18 protein-coding genes are annotated in these 19,011 nt (G+C 48.2%); 9 read left to right on the top strand and 9 right to left on the bottom strand.

Features of this window, described 5'->3' with window-relative positions:
* The first annotated feature begins 155 nt into the window (after positions 1–155).
* From ACBZ72_06865 to nikR, 3 genes are all read left to right on the top strand, one after another.
* Positions 156–1,988 (top strand): PQQ-binding-like beta-propeller repeat protein, encoded by a 1,833-nt coding sequence (locus ACBZ72_06865; protein ID XES78587.1) that lies wholly within the window; start codon positions 156–158, stop codon positions 1,986–1,988.
* A complete protein-coding gene (locus tag ACBZ72_06860; protein ID XES78586.1) occupies positions 1,985–3,406 on the top strand; it encodes a hypothetical protein in 1,422 nt (473 codons plus the stop codon). The genes ACBZ72_06865 and ACBZ72_06860 overlap by 4 nt, the downstream gene beginning before the upstream one ends.
* Positions 3,407–3,749: 343 nt before the next feature.
* On the top strand, positions 3,750–4,160 hold the full coding sequence (gene nikR, locus ACBZ72_06855; GenBank protein ID XES78585.1) for a nickel-responsive transcriptional regulator NikR: 411 nt from the start codon (positions 3,750–3,752) through the stop codon (positions 4,158–4,160).
* Between the two features lie 10 nt (positions 4,161–4,170).
* Here the strand turns inward: nikR and nadA are convergent, their stop codons facing one another.
* Positions 4,171–5,085 carry a quinolinate synthase NadA gene (gene nadA, locus ACBZ72_06850; protein XES78584.1) on the bottom strand — a complete coding sequence of 305 codons (915 nt, stop codon included), beginning with the start codon at positions 5,083–5,085 and terminating at the stop codon, positions 4,171–4,173.
* Positions 5,086–5,461: 376 nt separating this feature from the next.
* Here nadA and ACBZ72_06845 point away from each other — a divergent pair, with 376 nt between their 5' ends.
* From ACBZ72_06845 to ACBZ72_06835, 3 genes are all read left to right on the top strand, one after another.
* Positions 5,462–6,037: a hypothetical protein gene (locus ACBZ72_06845; protein XES78583.1), complete on the top strand. Its 576-nt coding sequence runs from the start codon at positions 5,462–5,464 to the stop codon at positions 6,035–6,037.
* A gap of 97 nt (positions 6,038–6,134) precedes the next feature.
* Positions 6,135–7,508 (top strand): pyruvate kinase, encoded by a 1,374-nt coding sequence (pyk, locus tag ACBZ72_06840; GenBank protein ID XES78582.1) that lies wholly within the window; start codon positions 6,135–6,137, stop codon positions 7,506–7,508.
* 14 nt (positions 7,509–7,522) lie between these two features.
* A complete protein-coding gene (locus ACBZ72_06835; GenBank protein ID XES78581.1) occupies positions 7,523–8,215 on the top strand; it encodes a histidine phosphatase family protein in 693 nt (230 codons plus the stop codon).
* A 44-nt stretch (positions 8,216–8,259) separates the two neighbouring features.
* Here the strand turns inward: ACBZ72_06835 and ACBZ72_06830 are convergent, their stop codons facing one another.
* A complete protein-coding gene (locus ACBZ72_06830) occupies positions 8,260–9,051 on the bottom strand; it encodes an ABC transporter permease (GenBank protein XES78580.1) in 792 nt (263 codons plus the stop codon).
* On the bottom strand, positions 9,048–9,965 hold the full coding sequence (locus tag ACBZ72_06825) for an ABC transporter ATP-binding protein (GenBank protein XES78579.1): 918 nt from the start codon (positions 9,963–9,965) through the stop codon (positions 9,048–9,050). Before ACBZ72_06825 ends, ACBZ72_06830 begins: the two co-directional genes overlap by 4 nt.
* 127 nt (positions 9,966–10,092) lie before the next feature.
* Between ACBZ72_06825 and ACBZ72_06820 the strand changes: the two genes are divergently transcribed.
* Positions 10,093–10,437, top strand: a complete 345-nt coding sequence (locus ACBZ72_06820) for a hypothetical protein (GenBank protein ID XES78578.1) — start codon at positions 10,093–10,095, stop codon at positions 10,435–10,437.
* A gap of 153 nt (positions 10,438–10,590) precedes the next feature.
* Here the strand turns inward: ACBZ72_06820 and ACBZ72_06815 are convergent, their stop codons facing one another.
* The gene (locus tag ACBZ72_06815) at positions 10,591–10,824 is read right to left on the bottom strand and encodes a hypothetical protein (GenBank protein ID XES78577.1); all 234 of its coding nucleotides are present in this window, start codon (positions 10,822–10,824) and stop codon (positions 10,591–10,593) included.
* Between the two features lie 141 nt (positions 10,825–10,965).
* Positions 10,966–12,012, bottom strand: a complete 1,047-nt coding sequence (locus ACBZ72_06810) for a YbhN family protein (protein XES78576.1) — start codon at positions 12,010–12,012, stop codon at positions 10,966–10,968.
* A gap of 540 nt (positions 12,013–12,552) precedes the next feature.
* Here ACBZ72_06810 and ACBZ72_06805 point away from each other — a divergent pair.
* Positions 12,553–13,437, top strand: coding sequence for a cation diffusion facilitator family transporter (locus ACBZ72_06805; GenBank protein ID XES78575.1), 885 nt, complete (start codon positions 12,553–12,555; stop codon positions 13,435–13,437).
* A 214-nt stretch (positions 13,438–13,651) separates the two neighbouring features.
* On the opposite strand, the gene glgP is transcribed toward ACBZ72_06805, so the two are convergent.
* Positions 13,652–15,322: an alpha-glucan family phosphorylase gene (gene glgP / locus ACBZ72_06800; GenBank protein XES78574.1), complete on the bottom strand. Its 1,671-nt coding sequence runs from the start codon at positions 15,320–15,322 to the stop codon at positions 13,652–13,654.
* Positions 15,323–15,469: 147 nt separating this feature from the next.
* Between glgP and ACBZ72_06795 the strand changes: the two genes are divergently transcribed.
* Positions 15,470–16,165 carry a hypothetical protein gene (locus ACBZ72_06795; protein ID XES78573.1) on the top strand — a complete coding sequence of 232 codons (696 nt, stop codon included), beginning with the start codon at positions 15,470–15,472 and terminating at the stop codon, positions 16,163–16,165.
* A 27-nt stretch (positions 16,166–16,192) separates the two neighbouring features.
* Here ACBZ72_06795 and ACBZ72_06790 read toward each other — a convergent pair whose 3' ends face one another.
* The 3 genes from ACBZ72_06790 to ACBZ72_06780 are packed head-to-tail and all read right to left on the bottom strand — an operon-like array spanning position 16,193 to position 18,951.
* Positions 16,193–16,732: a hypothetical protein gene (locus ACBZ72_06790; GenBank protein ID XES78572.1), complete on the bottom strand. Its 540-nt coding sequence runs from the start codon at positions 16,730–16,732 to the stop codon at positions 16,193–16,195.
* Between the two features lie 13 nt (positions 16,733–16,745).
* Positions 16,746–18,107, bottom strand: a complete 1,362-nt coding sequence (locus ACBZ72_06785) for a hypothetical protein (protein ID XES78571.1) — start codon at positions 18,105–18,107, stop codon at positions 16,746–16,748.
* Positions 18,108–18,114: 7 nt separating this feature from the next.
* Positions 18,115–18,951 carry a GNAT family N-acetyltransferase gene (locus ACBZ72_06780; GenBank protein XES78570.1) on the bottom strand — a complete coding sequence of 279 codons (837 nt, stop codon included), beginning with the start codon at positions 18,949–18,951 and terminating at the stop codon, positions 18,115–18,117.
* Between the last annotated feature and the right edge of the window lie 60 nt (positions 18,952–19,011).

The raw sequence follows: 19,011 nt of genomic DNA, 5'->3' as shown, positions 1-19,011 counted from the left end.
GAATGGAGCGTTTTGGGCTCATATAACTTGCGGAATAACTAAACCCCGCCGCGTCACGGGGCAGCCCTTTCGTTTGGTTAAAAGTTTTCTTTACAGAAGAAACCTTGACAAACACCCTTTTAACTTGTTGCACCCCTAATTACTTGCTGATGGCTATGAGCAAGAAAGCAGTCATAGCAGTCACAGTCACACTATTCCTCGTTTTGGCTTTGGGCAACGTGGGTCTTGAAGTGGCAGATGCTAATCCGCTTCCCCCAGACTGGATGAACCCCGAAATGAACATCACAATCCCTTCTCCGCAGAACGAATCCACAAATACCCTCCCGGTTCTTGTGGAGTTCACGGCACAAAGCAGCAGCTATTTCTTCCTTCCCGCGAACGAATCGGAGGGGTGGATTAATGGGTTTTTCTACGCTTTAGATGGGCAAAACATGACTTCTGGAGTTAGATTTACGGAGGTTCAAGGGCCAAAAGCAGTACAATACTCAATTGCCACTGACCACAACTTTAGTGGTCAAGTAGAATTGACAGACTTAACTGAAGGAAGCCACAACATAACTGTCTACTGGGGTGCACTTATCAACAATGCATCTGTAGTGTATAACGCGAATTGGTCAGCAACAACCCAATTCAACGTTAAAACCGAAAAAACGGCGTCGACTGCATCTATAGAGTCATTAACCACCGCTGCAGACTTATCAGACTCCAACGATTGGCCAATGTTTCACCACGATGTTGGGCACACAGGTTTTTCGTCTTCATCTGGTCCTAAGACGAACCAAACGCGTTGGTTTTTCACCACAGGAGGAGCCATCGAGACTTCACCAGTCGTTGTTGACGGCAGAGTTTATTTCGGCTCCGACGATGGAAGCATCTATGCCGTAGACGCTCAGGATGGCACCTTAATCTGGGACTTCACCACTGAGGGTCCAGCGCGGTCATCCCCCGCAGTTGTGAACGGCGTGGTCTATGCAGGTGGTTACCGTGCGCACATGGTCTTTGCAATAAATGCTTCAACGGGTGATCTGCTGTGGAAGAGTCCGATTAACTCTCTTTATCCCAACACTATTTCTGCCACAACTGTAGCGAACGACGTAGTTTATGTGAGCGTTTACGTTGCTGAGGCGGGTCACGGTGGCGAACTTTACGCTTTGAATATGACAACAGGCAAGCTCTTGTGGATATATGACCCATCCGCTTGGATATCTTCTTCTCCTGCAGTTGCAGACGGCGTGGTTTACATTGGGTCATCGCGGGGGCTTGAAGCTCTAGACGCAATTACAGGAGCCGCAATCTGGAACGGAAACATTGATGCTTATGGTATAGATGCCCTGACTGTTGATGAGGGTTTAGTTTATGCGGGGGCGACGACGGAGGTTGTTCAGGCTTTCAACGCGTATAACGGCGCTTTTGTTTGGAACGGAAGCGTCAGCGGAGGCTGTTACATGTCTTGTCCTGCAGTAGCCAACGGAATGCTTTATGTTTGCACGACTTATGGGGGGTCAAGTGTTCTTCATGCTGGCGGAGTTTTCGCATTAGATGCAGCAACAGGCGCTTTACGTTGGAATCAAACCATAGGCTCCATAAGCCAGTCTTCACCTGCTGTCGCTGACGGAATAGTTTACGTGGGCTCAGACGACACTGGGCCCTCTTATCTCCTAAATTCGACGACGGGACACAAAATCTACGCCTTAAACGCAACTACAGGCGCAATAATTTGGACCTACACCACGGGTGGAATCGTTAAATCTTCACCAGCTGTTGCCGACGGCGTATTATATGTAGGCTCCAGCGACAGCAAACTCTACGCAATAGGTGAACCCCCAAAAAATGAAAATGATGGCCAAGCAGAATCACCTTTTCCAACTGCCTCTTTGAAGCTGTCTCCGTCTCCTACAATTCCCGAGTTTTCTCCATGGATGAGTCCCCTCTTCGTTGCGTCTACATTGCTGATAATCTGCTGGAAAAGGAAGACAAGTAGGCAATGAACAGAAAAATCGTCCTCACAGCAATCGTTCTCTTTGTCCTTTTGTTCGCGATGACTGTCAATGAAGTAGACGCGAACCCGTTCTCGTTTTTTTGGACTCCGATTGACCCGTACCCCGAAACAACGCCCCCAACAATCGCCGTGTTCAGTCCCCAAAACAATACTGCTTACGCTTCCAGAACCCTCAGCTTCAGCTTCAACGTAACTAACCCTCATTCGCCTGTGCCTGTGGATGAGGGCGTTTCCCGAGTTTTATATGCCTTAGATGTGGACGACAGTTCCAGCGGGTATCCCGAAAACGCTGGGGTGCTCTACGAATGCGAGGTTTATACACGGGGCAGTGTAGGTTTGCCAGAGTTCTGTTACTCTGAAAACTTGACTTTGCCTGAAGGCAACCACAGCCTGACCGTTTATGTCGAAGGAACCACCGCCGACTTTGATAACATGACGGTTTTTTCAACCCGTAGCAACGCAACCGTCTACTTCCCCGTAGACACGACGCCGCCTACCGTTTCCAGTTTATCCGTAGCCGACAAAACCTACAACTCCGGACAGGTGCCGCTAACTTTCTGCGTAAACGAACCAACAACCCAGCTCAGCTACGCCGTGGACCAGCAAGCCAACACCACCCTCACAGGAAACACCACTTTGTCGGATTTGTCGGCGGGTATGCACAACTTGATTATTTACGCTAAAGACGCTGCGGGAAACGTGGGTGATTCGGGCTTTGTTTTCTTTAACATAGACAGCCTCACGGTTATGTCTTCGTTGTCTATTCCGGAGTTTACCTTACAGTTTGAATCCCACCCATATGATGTTCCACCAACTTTTGAAGTAAACCCGTACACGGGAGAAAATGTGACTATCCACGAAGGGAATCATGTAGAGAATAGGTCCATAGTTGTCACGATTAAAAACCAGCCTGTTGCCCCTAACTACCGTTTGTATTATAATGTTAGATACAAAGGTCACTTTGGAGAGAGTTGGGCTGACCTTTACTCCTATTCCATGCATTCTTCAGGAACCCTTCAGGGCGCATCAGCGTCTGAATATACAAGGATACCCATTGCAGCAGTCTATCCTTTTGTCACTGGTTCTCAAGTAGATATTCAAGTAGAGGCAATGCTGTGGCACTATATTCAAGTTTACATTCCATCACTGAGCGGTTCTGGAAACTATGAAAAACGTTTCACTATGAGCGAGACAAGCGGTTGGAGCAACACACAAACCATAACAATTAACGATAACTCAACTACAGCGAACCATAGTCCATCGCCATCGCCCTCATTAACGGCGTCGCCTTCACCATCACCCACAGTCCCCGAAATGAACCCCGCAGTTGTAACCCTTACGTTTACGGTTCTAACCATTGGATGCGCAAATGTGTTCACAAGAAGAAATCGTTTGCCTAGACGATAGAACAAGTCGCAGCAAACATCATGCAAGGAAAACACCTAACGATAGATAGTGTCTGCAGAGGCATTTTAGCGCCAACAGCTACGACAAATAAAAACCAAAACAAGACACTTCAAACAGCCATAACCTCACATTCGCAAACCTATAGCAAGCATGCAGCAGCACCTTAACATCGAAACCTCAGCAAGTGGGGACTGTATTTACAGAGAGGTATCGATGGAAATCGCATGTCCGAACAGACACTATCGCTCCACAAACACGTTAAAGTGCCATTAGTGTCGGCGCTTCCGCTGCTGGATTGTATAAAAGCTTTTAGGCATAAACCACCAATTCCCTATCGATAAACATGACCAAAATTACCCGTGTAGGCGTAACCTTCCCCCCTGAACTCCTCCAAGACTTCGACGCCATCACCGCAAAAATGGGCTACGAAAGCCGCAGCAAAGCCATCCAAGACGCAGTCCGCCTCTTTGTCTCTGAACGCAAATGGCTCCAAGAAGAATCCACCACCCAACAAACAGGCATAATCCTGATGGTGTACGACCACGACGTTAGGGGGTTAGAAAGCGGCTTAACCGAAGTTCAACATCACCACTCCGACGTTGTCACCTCCACCCTGCATATACACATAGGCGAACGCGACTGCCTAGAAGCCATAGCCGTCAGGGGCAAAGCTTCCGAAATTCGCCACGTAAGCGACGAATTGGCAACAAAAAAAGGCGTCAAAATCCTAAAAACTGTGGTCGTTACCATTTAGCCCTTTAACGTTAGGCTTTGACCTGAAACATCCGTTCCAGTGAACCACGCGCTTTGGACGCCACATTTTCAGGAACTTCCACCAAATACTTTTCCTCTTTCAACGAAGCATAAAGCCTATCCAAAGTAGTCAGCTTCATGTTCGGGCAAACCGCATCCCCGTACGCCAAAAAGAATTTTTTGTCAGGGTTTTCTTTACGGAGCCGATGCAAAATGCCCTCTTCGGTTCCAACGATGAATTCTGTTGCGTTGGATTCTTTGGCGTAACGGCACATTTGGCTAGTGCTCCCTATGAAATCTGCCACTTTGCGCATCTCTTTGCTGCATTCTGGATGAACCATCACAACGGCTTTAGGATGTATCTGTTTCATCACGGTGACATCTTCAGGTTGAAACAGTAAATGGGTTGGGCAGAAACCCCATTCAGGAATTGGAATAACTGTTTTGCCTGTTTTCTCCGCTACATACTCGCCCAAGTTGCGGTCGGGACCAAACAGCACTGTGTCAGCATCCAAAGACTCCAAAACCTGCACAGCGTTGGCGCTGGTGCAGCATATGTCGCATTCGGCTTTGGCTTCCCCTAGTGTGTTCACGTACAGCACTGCAGGGGCTTTGGGGTACTTGGTTTTGGCGCGTTTGATTTCTTCTACTGTTAACATTTGTGCCATGGGGCAACGCGCACCCAGTGTGGGCAAAAGAACTTTTTTCTCTGGATTAAGAATAGCCGCTGACTGCGCCATGAAATCTACTGCGCAGAAAACGATGATTTTTGCGGTTTTCTCTTCCATTGCTTTTCGGCTGAGTTCGATGCTGTCACCTACGTAGTCTGCTACCTCTTGGATTTCTCCTCGCTGATAGTTGTGTGCAAGTATGACAGCGTTTTTTTCTTTTTTTAGCTGCTGAATTTTGTCAATTATGTCAGTCATGGCCTTGCGCCTGTAGGGTAAACTGATAAAAGGGCAACTGAGCAAATATATGCCTTTACCCATATCTATCTCAGTTTATTCATAAACCAGCATAAGAAACCAAGCGGAAAACCTCAAACAACCCTTTTCCCCATACCTTTTCAAACATTAAGTTTCTGTTGTGGTTGTTGGGGCACAGTCACTTAGGCTTAAATTCTCTGAATATAAACTGAATCTGTAGAGGCTTGTTTTGGGTTCAAAGCCAAGTCGCCATTACCTGTTTCTTTGTTTGATGCTTATTCGAAATTTTGCAGAAAAACTATATTGAGAATTAACGAATATGGTTCAACTATTGGCTGCGTGTGATTAATTTTTCTTTATTTACGAGTGGATAAAGATGAGTGTGTACACTGCCAGCGCAAACAGGCTCAGAGAGCCAGCAACCAAGACTGAAACGCTGATAAAACCAGATTACATCTCAGCTTTACTGCAACTCCACAAACGGCTAGCCAAAAAACGTACAGATTGGATGGTTGGAGGCGAACTTTCTGAAGCCCTCCGAGCAGTAAACGTGAAGCCCAAATGCGTCGAAATTGTGACCACCAAAAGAGGTGCAGTGGAAATTTTCTTGGCAGTCAAAGATTGTAACCCCACCGGCGTTTTTTTCCAGACCCAACGATTAAGCCGAAACGCCAAAATCGGTGGAAAAGAATACCCTGCGTACATTCGCAGTCACTATTTTGAATTCAACTTGGCAAATGTCCCCGTGAAAGTTCATGGTGACCTTCAATACAAAATAAGCAACGGTGAATGGGGCGCCAAAATGGATTTCACACCTGAACATATTTACCTTGTTGGGGTGAAAACGGCTATCATGCCCATGCATGTGCTGTACACTCTCTATCAGGGTTTAGGCTGGAGCGACCGCGCCAAAAAAATCAGTCCTCTCCTCCTAAAACGCCCCCACAACTAACCTTCCAACCCAAAAGGCGTTTTTGATGGCAACCTGAATATACCCCGTCACCATTACTTGAAAGCAACCTACTCTTACAGGGTTAAGGGGCGTTTCTATGAAGAAAACAAAAATCATCTGCACCATAGGTCCAGCCAGTTCATCCAAGCAAACCATTACAAAACTTTTTCAGGCGGGTATGAATGGGGCACGGATAAACACCGCTTACGGAAACCTTGAACAATACCAATCAATCATAGAAAACGTCCGCGAAACCGCCGATATCCCCATAATTTTTGACATAAAAGGACCCGAAATCCGCATCAAAGCAGCCCAACCAAGAACCCTCAAAGCAGGCGACACTCTTGATGTAGGGTTTAACAGCGGGGAGGTATGCTTCAACCACAATTTCTACGAAGAAATGGCACCGGAAGACACGGTTTTGATTGACAACGGAAAAATCCGTACTCGCGTCGTCGAAAAGAAAGCCCAAAAGCTTCACTTGCTGGTTTTGGATGATGGGGTTGTGGAAGACGGCAAAGGCGTCAACATCCCCAACAAGCACTTACCCCTTCCAACCTTCACCGGAACCGACCTTGAACTCATAAAATTCGCAAAAACCCATAATGTAGAATATATCGCGCTGTCTTTCGCTCGAAATGTCGAAGACGTGACAAACCTCTCTCAAGTCAACGGTTTTGACGGCGGAATCATCGCTAAAATCGAGAACTTTGAAGGTGTCCAGAATGCCCGTGACATTTTGGGTGCCAGCAGTGGGTTAATGGTTGCCCGCGGAGATTTGGGTGTTGAGATTGAGCCTGAACGGGTGCCTTTGGTTCAAAAATCTCTCATACGAATGTGTAATCAGCAGGGAAAACTGGTTGTCACAGCCACCGAAATGCTTGAATCAATGATTCATCAGCCTAAACCGACCCGCGCAGAAGTCAGCGACGTTGCCAACGCAATTTTGGATGGCTCAGATGCTGTGATGCTTTCGGGTGAAACCGCAGTTGGCAAATATCCAGTGGAAACCGTTGAGCTTATGACTCGTATAGCTAACGAAACCGAAAAAGCCGTCAAAAGCAACGTTGAAGACTCCGCTTTCATCAACATCTCCGACACCGTAAGCCGTGCAATCCAGCGAATTTGCCAAAACATGCCGGTTGACAAAGTGGTAACCTTGACGCGTTCAGGTTACACTGCCCGCATGATTGCGCGTTTCAAAGTTTCCCAACCTATAATCGCCGTCACCCCTGAACTCAATGTTAAAAAGCATTTGGAGCTCACGTTTGGGGTTCAGCCCGTTTTGGTGAATTATCGGCAGGAAAAAGACCGCATATCCGCTGTTGCAAACAAACTCTGCGAAATGCATCTGCTTGACGACAAAGAAACTGTTCTGTTCACCGCGGGTATGAGAACTAAAATGCAGCATGCCAGCAACGCCATTGAGATACATAAAATAAGTGAATTGAGGCATTTTGCCGCTTCATGAGCGTTAGGTGAATTATGAAGAAGTGTAATCTGTTTGTGTTTAGGCATGCTGAAACCACCGATAACCGCGACAACATCTTTTCGGGATGGCGCGACCCCGACTTAACTGAAAAAGGCATGTTGCAAGCCCAAGAAGTAGCCCAACAATTGACGCGGGAAAAAATTGATTTTGCCTTCACCTCGCATCTGAAACGGGCGAAACGAACCCTTGAAATTGTGCTTGAAAAACATCCCGCGGTGCCTGTTTTTGTGGATGACCGCCTAATCGAACGCTGCTATGGCACGTTGCAGGGGAAGAGTAAGCTGGAAGCCGCTGCCGAAGACCCTGAGTGGTTTGCCAAGATTCATCGGGGATACGATTTTGCGCCTCCTGAAGGGGAAAGCATTCACATGGTGGAACGCCGTATTTTGCCTTTTGTGGAGCAGCTGAAGGAATGTTTTGGTTCTCATCCTTGTAATGTGGCGATTTCGTGTCACGGCAACTCGATGCGTCCTATACGGCGGGTTTTTGAGCATTTGAATCTTGAGCAGATGCTAAAGCTTGAGAACCCCCAAGGTCAAGCATTGGAGTACGCGCTTCAAATACATCACGTTCATGTCAATCAAGACACGAAACAGCAGAAGGCGTTGGATTGGGAGGGCGTTTTTGTTCCCTTGTATGTGCAGTTGGCAACTGACCCGCAAAACCCCCTAAAAAAATACTATTAAGCCCCTGACGGCTCGGATTTTGCCTATCGTTTGCGTGTTTTTTGTTATTTGATGAGTCGGCGTTTCATCAGATAAATGCTCAACACAAAGAAGGTCAGTGTTGCTACGGCAATCCAAACCACCCCGATTGCGGCGATGCTTTGAGCGTTTAATCCTGCCAATGCGGTGAAGTTGCCTGTGAGCAGCCCCCGCATCAAGTTTACCACATGGGTTAGTGGCAATACGGCAATTGCGGCGCCCTGAATTACGTCTGGAATAGGGAAGAAGGTTCCGCTTAGGATGAACATGGGGGTGATGAAGAGGAAGGCTGGGAAGTTAAAGAAGTCGATGTTTGGCGCTATCGCTGTGAAGCACATGGCTAAAGATGCGAACAGTAAGCCGCCGAAGAAAGAAACCACTGGGATAAGCAGGAACAGTGGGCTGGAGACCAAACCAAAAACAGCAACCACTGCAAGCACTATGCTGCTGTTTATGGTTGCGCGTGTGGCACCCCACAACAATTCGCCTGCGATGACTTCCTCTACGCTTATTGGAGTGGCGATTATGGCGTCAAATGTTTTCTGAAAGTACATGCGCACAAACGAGGCGTAGGTGCATTCAAAGAAGCTTCCGTACATGACGGATATGGCGATTAATCCTGGCGCAATGAACTGGATGTAGCCGCCTGGAAATGCGTCCGCCCCAAAATATGCGCCCAAACCCAGCCCAAACGCCGTCAAATACAGTATGGGCTCAAGCAGCGAAGGCAGAAAGTTGACGAATATTGTTTTGGTGAAGACTTCTGCGTTTCGACGCCACACCTTCCAGACGCGGTATGTTAGTTTAGGCAGGGTCATTCGCGCAGTTTCCTCCCCGTCAGCTTTAGGAAAACATCCTCCAAATCTGCGTTGCGTATTGTGACTTTTTTGCCTGGAAACTGTTTGATGACCTGCTCAAAGACGCCGTGCTGCTTGGCAAAGACGCGGACTTGATCGCCGAAAACCTCCACCTCAGCGTCGGGTAACTTTTTGAGGGTTTCCATCACTGCTTGGTCATAGTCAACTTCGAGCACGTCTTCTCCAGCGTACTTGCGGATTAGCTCCGCGGGGGCGCCTGTTTCGATGATTTTTCCTGCGTCAACTATCAGGACTCGGTCACATAGGGCTGCGGCTTCGTCCATGTAGTGGGTGGTGAGGATGATGGTTACGCCTTGTTTTCGAAGCGTTCGAATTTCGTCCCAAACAATGTGCCTGCCCTGCGGGTCCAAACCAGTGGTGGGTTCATCTAGTAAAAGGATTTTTGGTTCGTTAATTAGGGCGCGTGCCATGATTAAGCGGCGTTTCATTCCGCCTGACAGCGCCATAATTGATGCGTCCCGCTTTTCCTCCAAATTGAAGAATTTGAGCAGTTCTATGGCTCGTTTGGTGGCTTCAGCTTTGGGTATGTCAAAGTAGCTGGCATAAACTTGGAGGTTTTTGATGACGGAGAAGTCAGGGTCAAGGTTATCGTCCTGTGGGCTGATGCCGATTAAGCCTTTGATTTGTCTTGCCTGAGTAACAACGTTCATTCCTGCAATGGTCAGTTCGCCTTCGGTGATGGGCAGAAAACAGTAGACCATGCGCACGGTGGTGGTTTTTCCTGCACCGTTAGGACCCAAAAAACCCAGGCATTCCCCTTTGTACACGTTGAAGTCTATATGGTCCACTGCGGTGAACTCTTTGTAGCGTTTGGTTAAGCCGCGTGCTTTGATGAGAACTTCAGGGGAATCCATGTTAAACCCACAGGTAAGCACCTTATTTTTCATAGTCAACGCTATAAAGCTTTCAGAACCGCTCCGTCTGAATTCACAGTTCACAACCATTATACATCCAAAGATGCGACCTAACCGCGTGAACACCATGGAATCAGTTGTGATGGCCATACCCATACTACCGGGTAAAACCCAAGAAACACAAAAATATTTTGAAGACCTCAAAGCTGAAAAATGGCAAGAATTCTGCCAATCAGAAGAGCGCGCAGGCATTGTTAAAGAACGGGATTTCCTACAAATCACCCCCAACGGCGATATAGTTCTCATGTACGTTGAAGCCGAAGACTTAAGCAAAGCGTTCGCGCAGTTTGCGGCGTCCCAAAACCCCTTTGACCTCTACATAAAAAGCGAGTTGAAAAAACTCACCGGCTTAGACCTGGGTCAGTCCATAAGCGAAGCCCTGCCTCAATTATTGTTAGCATACGATAAATAGTCGCCTGCCTTTCATCCTGTAACCCCTTTGTCGTCTTCCTTTTTCTGATCAGTATTAAAAAATCGTAGAGGGATAGAGGTCTATCGGGTGATAGCTCAGCTACCCTCTCCATGTACCTTGACACTTGCTGACTGGAGCGTAATGAAAGGGTGGTTAGGCGGTTTGGACCAGTGTTTCGGTGCAATAAACTGCTTGTATTGTGGAAATGACCATGCGTAGCGGCGTTGAAAGGTCGTAAACCATGGCGCGGTTAGGTACGGCAACGTAGAGTGCCATGGTGTGTCCTGACCGAAGCGTTACGCCCGTTTCTGCGGTGTTGAAGTCGTAGTTTGTTCCGCCGATTTTTATGGTTATGTTGCCTTTGGGTATGTCGGCTACGTAGGGCAAGTCTCCGGGGAGGGTGCTGTTGGTTTTGATGTATATGACAAAGTTGTCGCAGGTTGCGCTTTTGAATTCTTAACTCCCGCAGGTACCCCGCCTGCCCCTCATCATATTAAAATCAAAACCCTATTTCACGGCAAAAGTGCCTCATTCAGTAACTGGGGGGTTTGGGGTGATTGTTTTGGTTTTTCTGGTAAACAGCAGGCTGGATGTTTTCACTATCTGAGGCACCCCGATTAAGTCTTCGATTATCAAAAGAGCCCGCGCAACCAAAGCAAATGACAACGCTGTTGTGGGGTCAACGGCGAAAAAGCCCAATACTAACACGATTCCCCACTCTTGCGCGCCTAATCCTGCAGGAGTTATGGGCACAAAACCCAATGCCGTAACCAGCGGGTGAATCAGGAAGAAGGCTAACCAAGTCAAAAGCGGACTTAAACCCAAAGTCATGCCTAAAGCCAACGACACAAAGTACCATTCAAACCCTTTCAAGACCCAACACGCTAATGTCAAAACCGCAATTTCGGGGAATGCTTTACGAATTTTCTTTGCGTTCTCCGCGTATTCTTCCAGTTTACCCAGCAAACCGCCTGTGAACCTCGCAATAAACCGGTGATTGGCTATTCTCTGAATCACCGCAATTGCCCTTTGAGATGTGCTCATCAAAATCAGCAAAATTGCCCCCAGAAGCATAAGCCCAATGCCTGCACTTGCCAAAAACAAAAGTTCCTGATTTAAAGTGGTGGTTTGCACCAGAAAAACCAGCGCCAAGGTTCCGCCTAAAACTTTTGCGAGAAACTCAACGGATTGGATTCCCAGAATCCCTGAAAGACTCACGGGGGCAGGAACATTTTGGTCTTTAAGGTACACTGGAGTTAAGATGTATCCTGACCTGCCAGGGGTTACGTCGCTGCTTAACATACCTGCATATTGGGCGAGTAACGTTTTGCCAAAGGATGTTTTGACACCTTCGCGTGCCAAAACCCGCTGCAGCCTGATGGTGAAAAACACGTTGATTCCAAAATAACTTGCAAACGCCAACGCCAGATAGTAGGGGTTGATGTTGCTCAGAATCTCAAGAAGCGATTTGCCTTCGCCGCTGGAGCTTGACCCGACATACCAGAACAAAGCAGCAAAGATAGCAACCATGACAACGACTTGAAGCAGTATACGCGTAATTTTTTTTGAATTCAAATCACTCTACTCGGGGGTTGGGGGTTACGTGACTGACTTAATCTGTGGATGCCAGTTAAATCTATTGTGGACTTTCCCTACGCTAAGCGTATCCATTTTGCCCAAAACCGCTAGCCGCAACATAAAACACACTAATGCCAAAGTAGCAGACGAACGCCAAAGCAAAGCTTCAAGGATGTGGTGTCAACAAAGACGACACCCCAGCAACAAACCCCCTAAGTTGACAGCTACACGTGCTTCTCACCCGCAACGAAAGACCATACAAAACTAGGTTACTGGCCAACCAGAGGGCGGCAAAAGTTAAAACCGTAACCTGATGCAGCCTGCCCTCAAATTGACTAAACCGCTAAAAGCGCCACAGCCCAATGCACTGCATTGGCGACTATTAGCAGGGGCAGTTCCTTCTGCAGGCGACTTATCAAGGAGTAGATGCTTTGCACGTTGTGGCTTTGCAGATAAACCCCAGTTTAACTAACCGAACCATAGTTTTTTTGCGCGCAAAAGAAAAATCCTAAAAGCGCCGACTATAGAGCTATACATATGCAAAAGCGACAGGCTGCACTCATAGCATTGGTAGGCGGAGTGTTTATCTTAGCCCTGAAGTTATTGGCGTACTTTGTCTCTAACTCCGTGGCTTTGCTCTCTGATGCATTAGAATCCATCGTGAACATTGTTGCTTCAGGGTTGATGCTGTTTTCTGTTTGGCTCTCCGAAAAACCCGCCGACGACAGCCACAACTACGGACACCAAAAAATTGAAGACATAACCTGCCTAATTGAAGGCATCTTCATCATAGCCGCCGCCTTGCTCATCGTAAACGCTGCCATTGGACGATTATTCTCGTCGGTTTTGCCCGTTGAAATTAACTTGGCGATAGGCATCTCGATTGTAGCTACCGCCATTAACGGAGGTTTGTCGTGGATTCTTGCCCGCGCCGCCAAAAAAAGCGGGTCAGCCGCGTTAGAAGGCGACTCCAAACATCTTCTCTCCGATGTTATCTCCACTGCTGGCGTTTGGGTTGGCTTGGTTATTGTTGAACTTACGGGTTGGGCGCCTATGGACGCGATTTTAGCTTTTGTTGTTGCCGCTTTAATCGCACGAATGGGCATAGGGTTAGTATGCAAGTCCTGTGGGCGCTTGATGGATAACTCCTGTAAGGAAGAAGAAGCCAAAATCAAAGAGGTTCTGCTTCGTCACAAGTTCCGCTTCATAGACTTCCATGACATGAAAACCCGCCGAAACGGCAACCTCGTTTTCTGCGAGCTGCACCTGTCTGTTGATGGTTCGCTAAGCGTTAGCGAAGCGCACGATTTGACAGACCACTTGGAGAACGAGTTGAAAACGGAGTTACCCAACGCGAACTTGACGATTCATGTGGAGCCCAAAAAGCCCACTGCGTCGCCAAAAGACAAACGACTCATGTAACCGTTCTTGACACAAAAAACCTGCACTCAGAGGAAAAACCTGTTCAGGCTCAAATTTTGTTCAGTTGAGTAGACCTCCCCTCTATAGGTTCTGCATACAATTAATATTAGCATCCAAATAGACGCCAAATAGGTTCAACAAAGCAACCCGACCCAGAACCTTGTCTTCTTTTCATGCCGAATTTGGTGGGGCTGGTATGTGGGTTTGTTTGGAGTCATCCTAAGTATGCGGCGGTTATGTATCGGCGCATCATGCGGTCGGTGTTGAAGTAGTAGGCGACTTTGCCGATGCTGTTTTTCATCATGGCTGCCCACGCGTCGCGTTCATCGTAATACTTTGGTGCAATCAGGTACTTGAGTTTGTTAAACAGGTCATCCAGTTCTTGTCGTCTGCGTTCGTCTTCGGTGACTTGTGCTTCTGGTTCAGGTCCAATCGCCCAGCCTGTGACGCCTTCGATGCAGCCTTCTATCCACCAGCCATCTAGAACGCTGAAGTTTACGACGCCGTTGTGGGCGGCTTTCATGCCGCTGGTTCCTGAAGCCTCCATAGGCGGAAGGGGCGTGTTAAGCCAGACATCAACTCCTGCAGTGAGTTTGGCGGCAATGTCCATGTCATAGTTTTCTAAGTAAACAACTTTTAATTCGTCTTTGAGTTGTTGTTTGTACCAAAAGATTTCCTTAATGAGCGCCTTGCCGTTAGTGTCTCTTAGGTGGGCTTTTCCCGCGAAAATAAGCTGAATAGGTCTTTGCTTGTTTATCTCCCTGAGTTGTCTTAGGTCCGAGAAAATCAGCCTCGCCCGCTTGTAGCCTGTAGCTCGGCGTGCAAACCCAATCGTTAACACGTTCTCGTCAAGTTTTTCGCCCGTTTTTTCTTCCACAAACGTCATCAACTTCTTCTTGTTTTCGTTGTGGGCATCCCAGATATCGCACAGAGGCGCTTTTTCAATGCGCACAAGCATTTCTGGTTCGCTAGCCCATCCGGGAATGTACTTGTCAAACAGTTTATGAAAACTTGGCGAGGTCCATGTGCTGGAGTGGACGCCGTTTGTTATTGCCCGTATGGCGTAGTGCGGGAAAATCTTTAGTGAATACTTGGTGTGTTCTTTGGTGACGCCGTTTTGGAATCCGCTCAAGTTAAATGCGAGGCGGGTCATGTTGAGGTTTTCGTCTCCGCCTAACTCTTTGATTATCTGCACGGGGAACTCTTTTCCAAGCACCTTCTCAACGATGTCGTAGGGGAACCTGTCAAAGGCGGCTTCTACAGGTGTATGAGTGGTGAACACGCAGTGTTCGCGGACTCGGTCGATGTCCATGTCAAATTTCTGCAGCAACTCCAAAGTGAGCAGTGCCGAGTGCCCCTCGTTCATGTGGTACTTGCTTATCCTGTACCCCAACGCGTCAAGCATTCGGGTTCCGCCTATGCCTAAAACCATTTCCTGTTTTAGACGATTCCTGTTGTCACCGCCGTAGAGGCTGTCGGTTATGCTTCGGTCTTCTGCGTGGTTGCCTTCCACATCCGTATCCAAAAACAGTATCGGCACTGTGCCTCCGATGGTGCTTTTATGTTGATAAACCCACGCTTGCACTTTCACGGTTCTTTTTTCAATGTTAATTTCAACTTTTTTGGGTGCCAAATCCATGATGCGCTCTGGGTTCCATTCGTCAGGAAACTCTTTCTGCTCCCCCGTGGACGACAGCGTCTGCTTCAGGTATCCTTTACGGCTGACCAGCGTCACGGCAACCATGGGCACGGAAAGGTCTGCGCTGGAGCGGATTGTGTCCCCTGCTAAAACCCCCAAACCGCCACTGTATGTTGTGATGTCGTTTCTTATCCCAATTTCCATTGAGTAGTAAGCAATTTTTTTTCCATTTAATTGACTGACCATCGTCTGCACCCCAAAACCTTCGGACGTGTTCCCGTTGTTCCAAGCAAGCAACGAGCAGATTTTATTTAAGCCTTGCTTAGAACGGATGTGGATTTATGCAAAGTTTCTTAAGGCTTGGCAAATTAACTAAAGTGGGCAGTGACTCTTATGGTTGTTGCTGGCAAAATTTTCAAGCTCTCCCAACCCCTCACAGTTGGAGAAATTGCGGCTAAACTCAACGGCTACCATGTAGAAGAAGACTTCGAGGAAGGCGACTACAAATTCAAACTGGTCAACGAAGTCACCTACCTTACCCCAAAACCTGACTTGCTCACTGGCATTTTCAGCAGCGACTACGTCATCCACGTTTTCCACCGCGGCACAAGCGCGCCCTTTCCCCGCACCGTCGAAGCCATGTTCAGCTTCGCATCAAACGCAGAGACCACTTTTTTGGCGGTGGTGGAACGCAAACGCACAGCAAACCTCATCGCCAACAAACTCAGCGAAATCCTCTTTGGCAAAGTAGGCATCATCGTGAACACACACATTACACCTGACACATTGAAGGCTTTTCACGACCGAAACCCTGAAGAAACCAAAATCACCTTCTTCGACGACGTAGACATCCCCAACGTGGATAAACTCAGCCTTTATGGCCCCGACTTGAATAATACGTCCCTGTTTGAGGACTACATGAAGCACGGCAACTTGTGGTACGTTGTGGGGCGCTCTAAAGACACGGGGTACGTGGTGGGTATTACTCGGGAAGCGTCCGTTACAGTCTTTAACTTGGCAGAAAAAACCGCGTATCTGGAATACTTAGCCAAAGAGATTTATTCCCTGCTTCAGGAAAAATCCAAATAACCTGTTAGCCCTGACCTATCATAAACCTCAGAAATTGACTGCTCCAAGGTCAACATCCATGTTTTTTATCAAGCGTTTTAGGTCAGCGGAGCTTATCCACTCCGTTTTCAGATACGCCAAAATCTGCTCATTGCTTAACCCTATGCGTTTGGCTTCCAGCACCGCGTACCGATAAGCCTCCACCTCCGTAGGGCGATCCACATACTCATAGTGGGGGTCAAAGAGGTCTCTGCCGTCCATCCATTGCTTCACGTGGCAAAGCTCATGTACCACATCCAAGTAGATGTCGGTTTTGTCGCCGCTGTTAAGGTAGCGCTCATTCACCATCAAATGCCCATCATGGTTGTCTACGCCCATGTAACCAAACCACACAAACTCCACCTTCAAATTCGCCAGCACTTCCTCGGTTTGGTCGCCGAAAATTCCCCTAATCGCCTCTACTTTTTCGTAGCCCTTAAAGTAATCCGTGAAACACCGCGTTGATTTTGTCATCCCCATCAGCCTTGACAGGTGAAGCTGCCTAAATAAACGGAAAAGCTGCGTCGCCAAATAATCAAGGGGGTTCACAAGAAAAGCGCCTCTATTGGATGTTTGCTAAATGCTCAATTTTCATGCCCATACGCGCTAAGTCATGCATGTCCATCACGCAGCCGATGCTGGCGTCAATGTTGCGGCGAACTGGATGCACCCACATGCCGCCTGGCACCAAATTCAAGTGCAGCGGCGCTTCCACGCGGGCGTCATATTTCTCTTTCAGTCCCTGCATCAGTTGCCCGTTTCGGCAGGCGCTCCGCGCGTTCGTGTAGCTTTGAAGCAGTTGTGGCGCACCAAAAGCTCCCACCCCATGCCATAACGCGGCATCTTCAGGGGAACCTAACGCGTACAAGAAGAACTGCGGCGAGGAAGGAGTTTCCAAATAAGCGTAATGCGCGAGTTTTTCGGGGGCAACAGTGAATTCGTCTTCACATTTAGCTACGCTGATGTCTTGGGGGTCCATGGCGTTGGGGTAAAGCAGGGTGTCTTTGTATTTCACGTGTACACCCTCAAGGTGGTCATCGTCAAAGTAGAGTTTACCCCTTGCCGCCCGTTTAGACCCATAACCTTTAGGCGAATGGGGCACAGTCAAAAGCGTCGTTCGCTTAGTCATGCTTCTGCCCATGCATTCATAGGCTTGCTGCACCGACTTGTAATCCTTGTGGGCTTCGCTGATTATGTGATGAAGCAGCCCCTGCGTGTTTTCGGACTGCAACGTTGTCAGCGGCATCCGCAGCGCAGGCAAAAACAGGTCCATTCCAAAAACCTCCGAGTAACCCTCCAGCTGCGTATACTTGACGGCGTCCACAAAATCCAAATACGAACCGTTCGACTCCGCCAGCAAGCTTCGGATGAGCTCAATTTCGCCCCTACAAATCAGGGTGCCCTCATATTTGGCGGCGAATTTTTCATCCACCACAAGGTTATCGGTGTTTATGTTTGCGGCTGGAAACGCGCTTTGCCCGCTCTCCATAATGGATGCCTTCAGCGGGTTCATGCTGTACCGGTCTGCTTCTACATCATCAGTGTTAAGCAGAAACCCCGCGATTTTTCCCTCACTGGGCTTCTTGACTAACTCACACAACTGCTTCACATCGCCTACATCGGGTTGCCGCAAGCCATTTTCACAAAAAAAGTTTCCGCAGACCTCCAGAAGCCGTGTGCCGATTATGCCCTGAACTTCCTCCACCGTTAGCTGCGGGTTGGTGTACTCCACTGACCCCCGTAAAAAGAAATGGCTCCCCTCCAACGTTTGGTTAATTCGTTGGTTGTCTTTAAATTTGAAGAAGGCAACTGGTTGCCTGTTTTGTGTTTCAAACCCTTCTGCTTTTTCGACCAATGTTTTGACGCTGACCCATGAGTCGCGTAGGAAATTCTCTACCAAGATGCGGCAAAAGTCGTCTGACATAAACTGTTTATCCTCTTTCCAAAGATTCCGCGGTGTATAGGCAATGCTGAAGAGTAACGGAACCTAAAAACATTCTCACAAGACCAAACTCTTCCCTAAACCCCGCATCCCTAGCCACCTGCAAAAGCTCCAACTCGGAGGCGGGCAGATACATGAATGCTTCTTTGCCCTCCAAACCACGCAAAACCGCCCCAAGCAGCCCAGCAGCGTCTGCGGGGTGGCTTCTTTGGCAGGCTAAGGGTCCAACCTCTGCCGTGTCGCCGAAAACCTTGGCGGTCACATACCCTGCAACCTCACCGCGGTCAAAGGCTACATAGCCAGTGTTGTTGGGGTTTTGCAAAATTAGCTCCAAAAGTTTTTTTCTGCAACCCCCAAAGCACCCTGCGTCAAAAGCCGAAACTTGAGACAAATCTTGAGTCCACATCTCCCGAACACATTTTTCCTCTGCTACCTCCATCGAACCCGCGGAAACGGATGCCGCTTTCAAAACCACAAACTCCACGTCGGCTTGAAAGCCCATTTTGCCGTAAAACGCTTTCAAATGTGGATAAGCGTAGAGCCCAACTGTTTTTACGCCTGCCCCTTTTAGGTAGTTCACTGCGTAGTTTACCAAGGCTGACCCCGCGCCTTTTTGCCTGTAGGCTTCCTTTACGACGAGGTTGCCAAACCACCCGACATCGCCGTAGTTAATGCATGTAGCTACGCCGACAAGCTCCTTGCCTTCCCGCAAGGCAAAGCAGCCGTTTGGTTCCAGCGTTGCGTTGAATGCGAAGTCCTCGGTGGTCATGTGCCAGTTCATGGTGTTGGCAAGCTCGACGGCTGACTGATAATCCGCTGGTTCCATTCGCGTCACCTTAAACATGCATGTAGCCTCAGCTTTATATTAGCAGCGAAAAATAAAAGG

Source organism: Candidatus Bathyarchaeia archaeon (assembly GCA_041447175.1).
In the GTDB taxonomy this organism is placed as follows: Archaea; Thermoproteota; Bathyarchaeia; order Bathyarchaeales; family Bathycorpusculaceae; genus JADGNF01.
Note: the sequence above shows the minus strand (reverse complement) of the source record. Positions and strands in the feature narration are given on the sequence as shown.

Coding starts and splice junctions, on each gene's coding strand:
- ACBZ72_06865 (XES78587.1), top strand. CDS start 156: ATGAGCAAGAAAGCAGTCATAGCAGTCACAGTCACACTATTCCTCGTT.
- ACBZ72_06860 (XES78586.1), top strand. CDS start 1,985: ATGAACAGAAAAATCGTCCTCACAGCAATCGTTCTCTTTGTCCTTTTG.
- nikR (XES78585.1), top strand. CDS start 3,750: ATGACCAAAATTACCCGTGTAGGCGTAACCTTCCCCCCTGAACTCCTC.
- nadA (XES78584.1), bottom strand. CDS start 5,085: ATGACTGACATAATTGACAAAATTCAGCAGCTAAAAAAAGAAAAAAAC.
- ACBZ72_06845 (XES78583.1), top strand. CDS start 5,462: ATGAGTGTGTACACTGCCAGCGCAAACAGGCTCAGAGAGCCAGCAACC.
- pyk (XES78582.1), top strand. CDS start 6,135: ATGAAGAAAACAAAAATCATCTGCACCATAGGTCCAGCCAGTTCATCC.
- ACBZ72_06835 (XES78581.1), top strand. CDS start 7,523: ATGAAGAAGTGTAATCTGTTTGTGTTTAGGCATGCTGAAACCACCGAT.
- ACBZ72_06830 (XES78580.1), bottom strand. CDS start 9,051: ATGACCCTGCCTAAACTAACATACCGCGTCTGGAAGGTGTGGCGTCGA.
- ACBZ72_06825 (XES78579.1), bottom strand. CDS start 9,965: ATGGATTCCCCTGAAGTTCTCATCAAAGCACGCGGCTTAACCAAACGC.
- ACBZ72_06820 (XES78578.1), top strand. CDS start 10,093: ATGGAATCAGTTGTGATGGCCATACCCATACTACCGGGTAAAACCCAA.
- ACBZ72_06805 (XES78575.1), top strand. CDS start 12,553: ATGCAAAAGCGACAGGCTGCACTCATAGCATTGGTAGGCGGAGTGTTT.
- glgP (XES78574.1), bottom strand. CDS start 15,322: ATGGTCAGTCAATTAAATGGAAAAAAAATTGCTTACTACTCAATGGAA.
- ACBZ72_06795 (XES78573.1), top strand. CDS start 15,470: ATGGTTGTTGCTGGCAAAATTTTCAAGCTCTCCCAACCCCTCACAGTT.
- ACBZ72_06785 (XES78571.1), bottom strand. CDS start 18,107: ATGTCAGACGACTTTTGCCGCATCTTGGTAGAGAATTTCCTACGCGAC.
- ACBZ72_06780 (XES78570.1), bottom strand. CDS start 18,951: ATGGAACCAGCGGATTATCAGTCAGCCGTCGAGCTTGCCAACACCATG.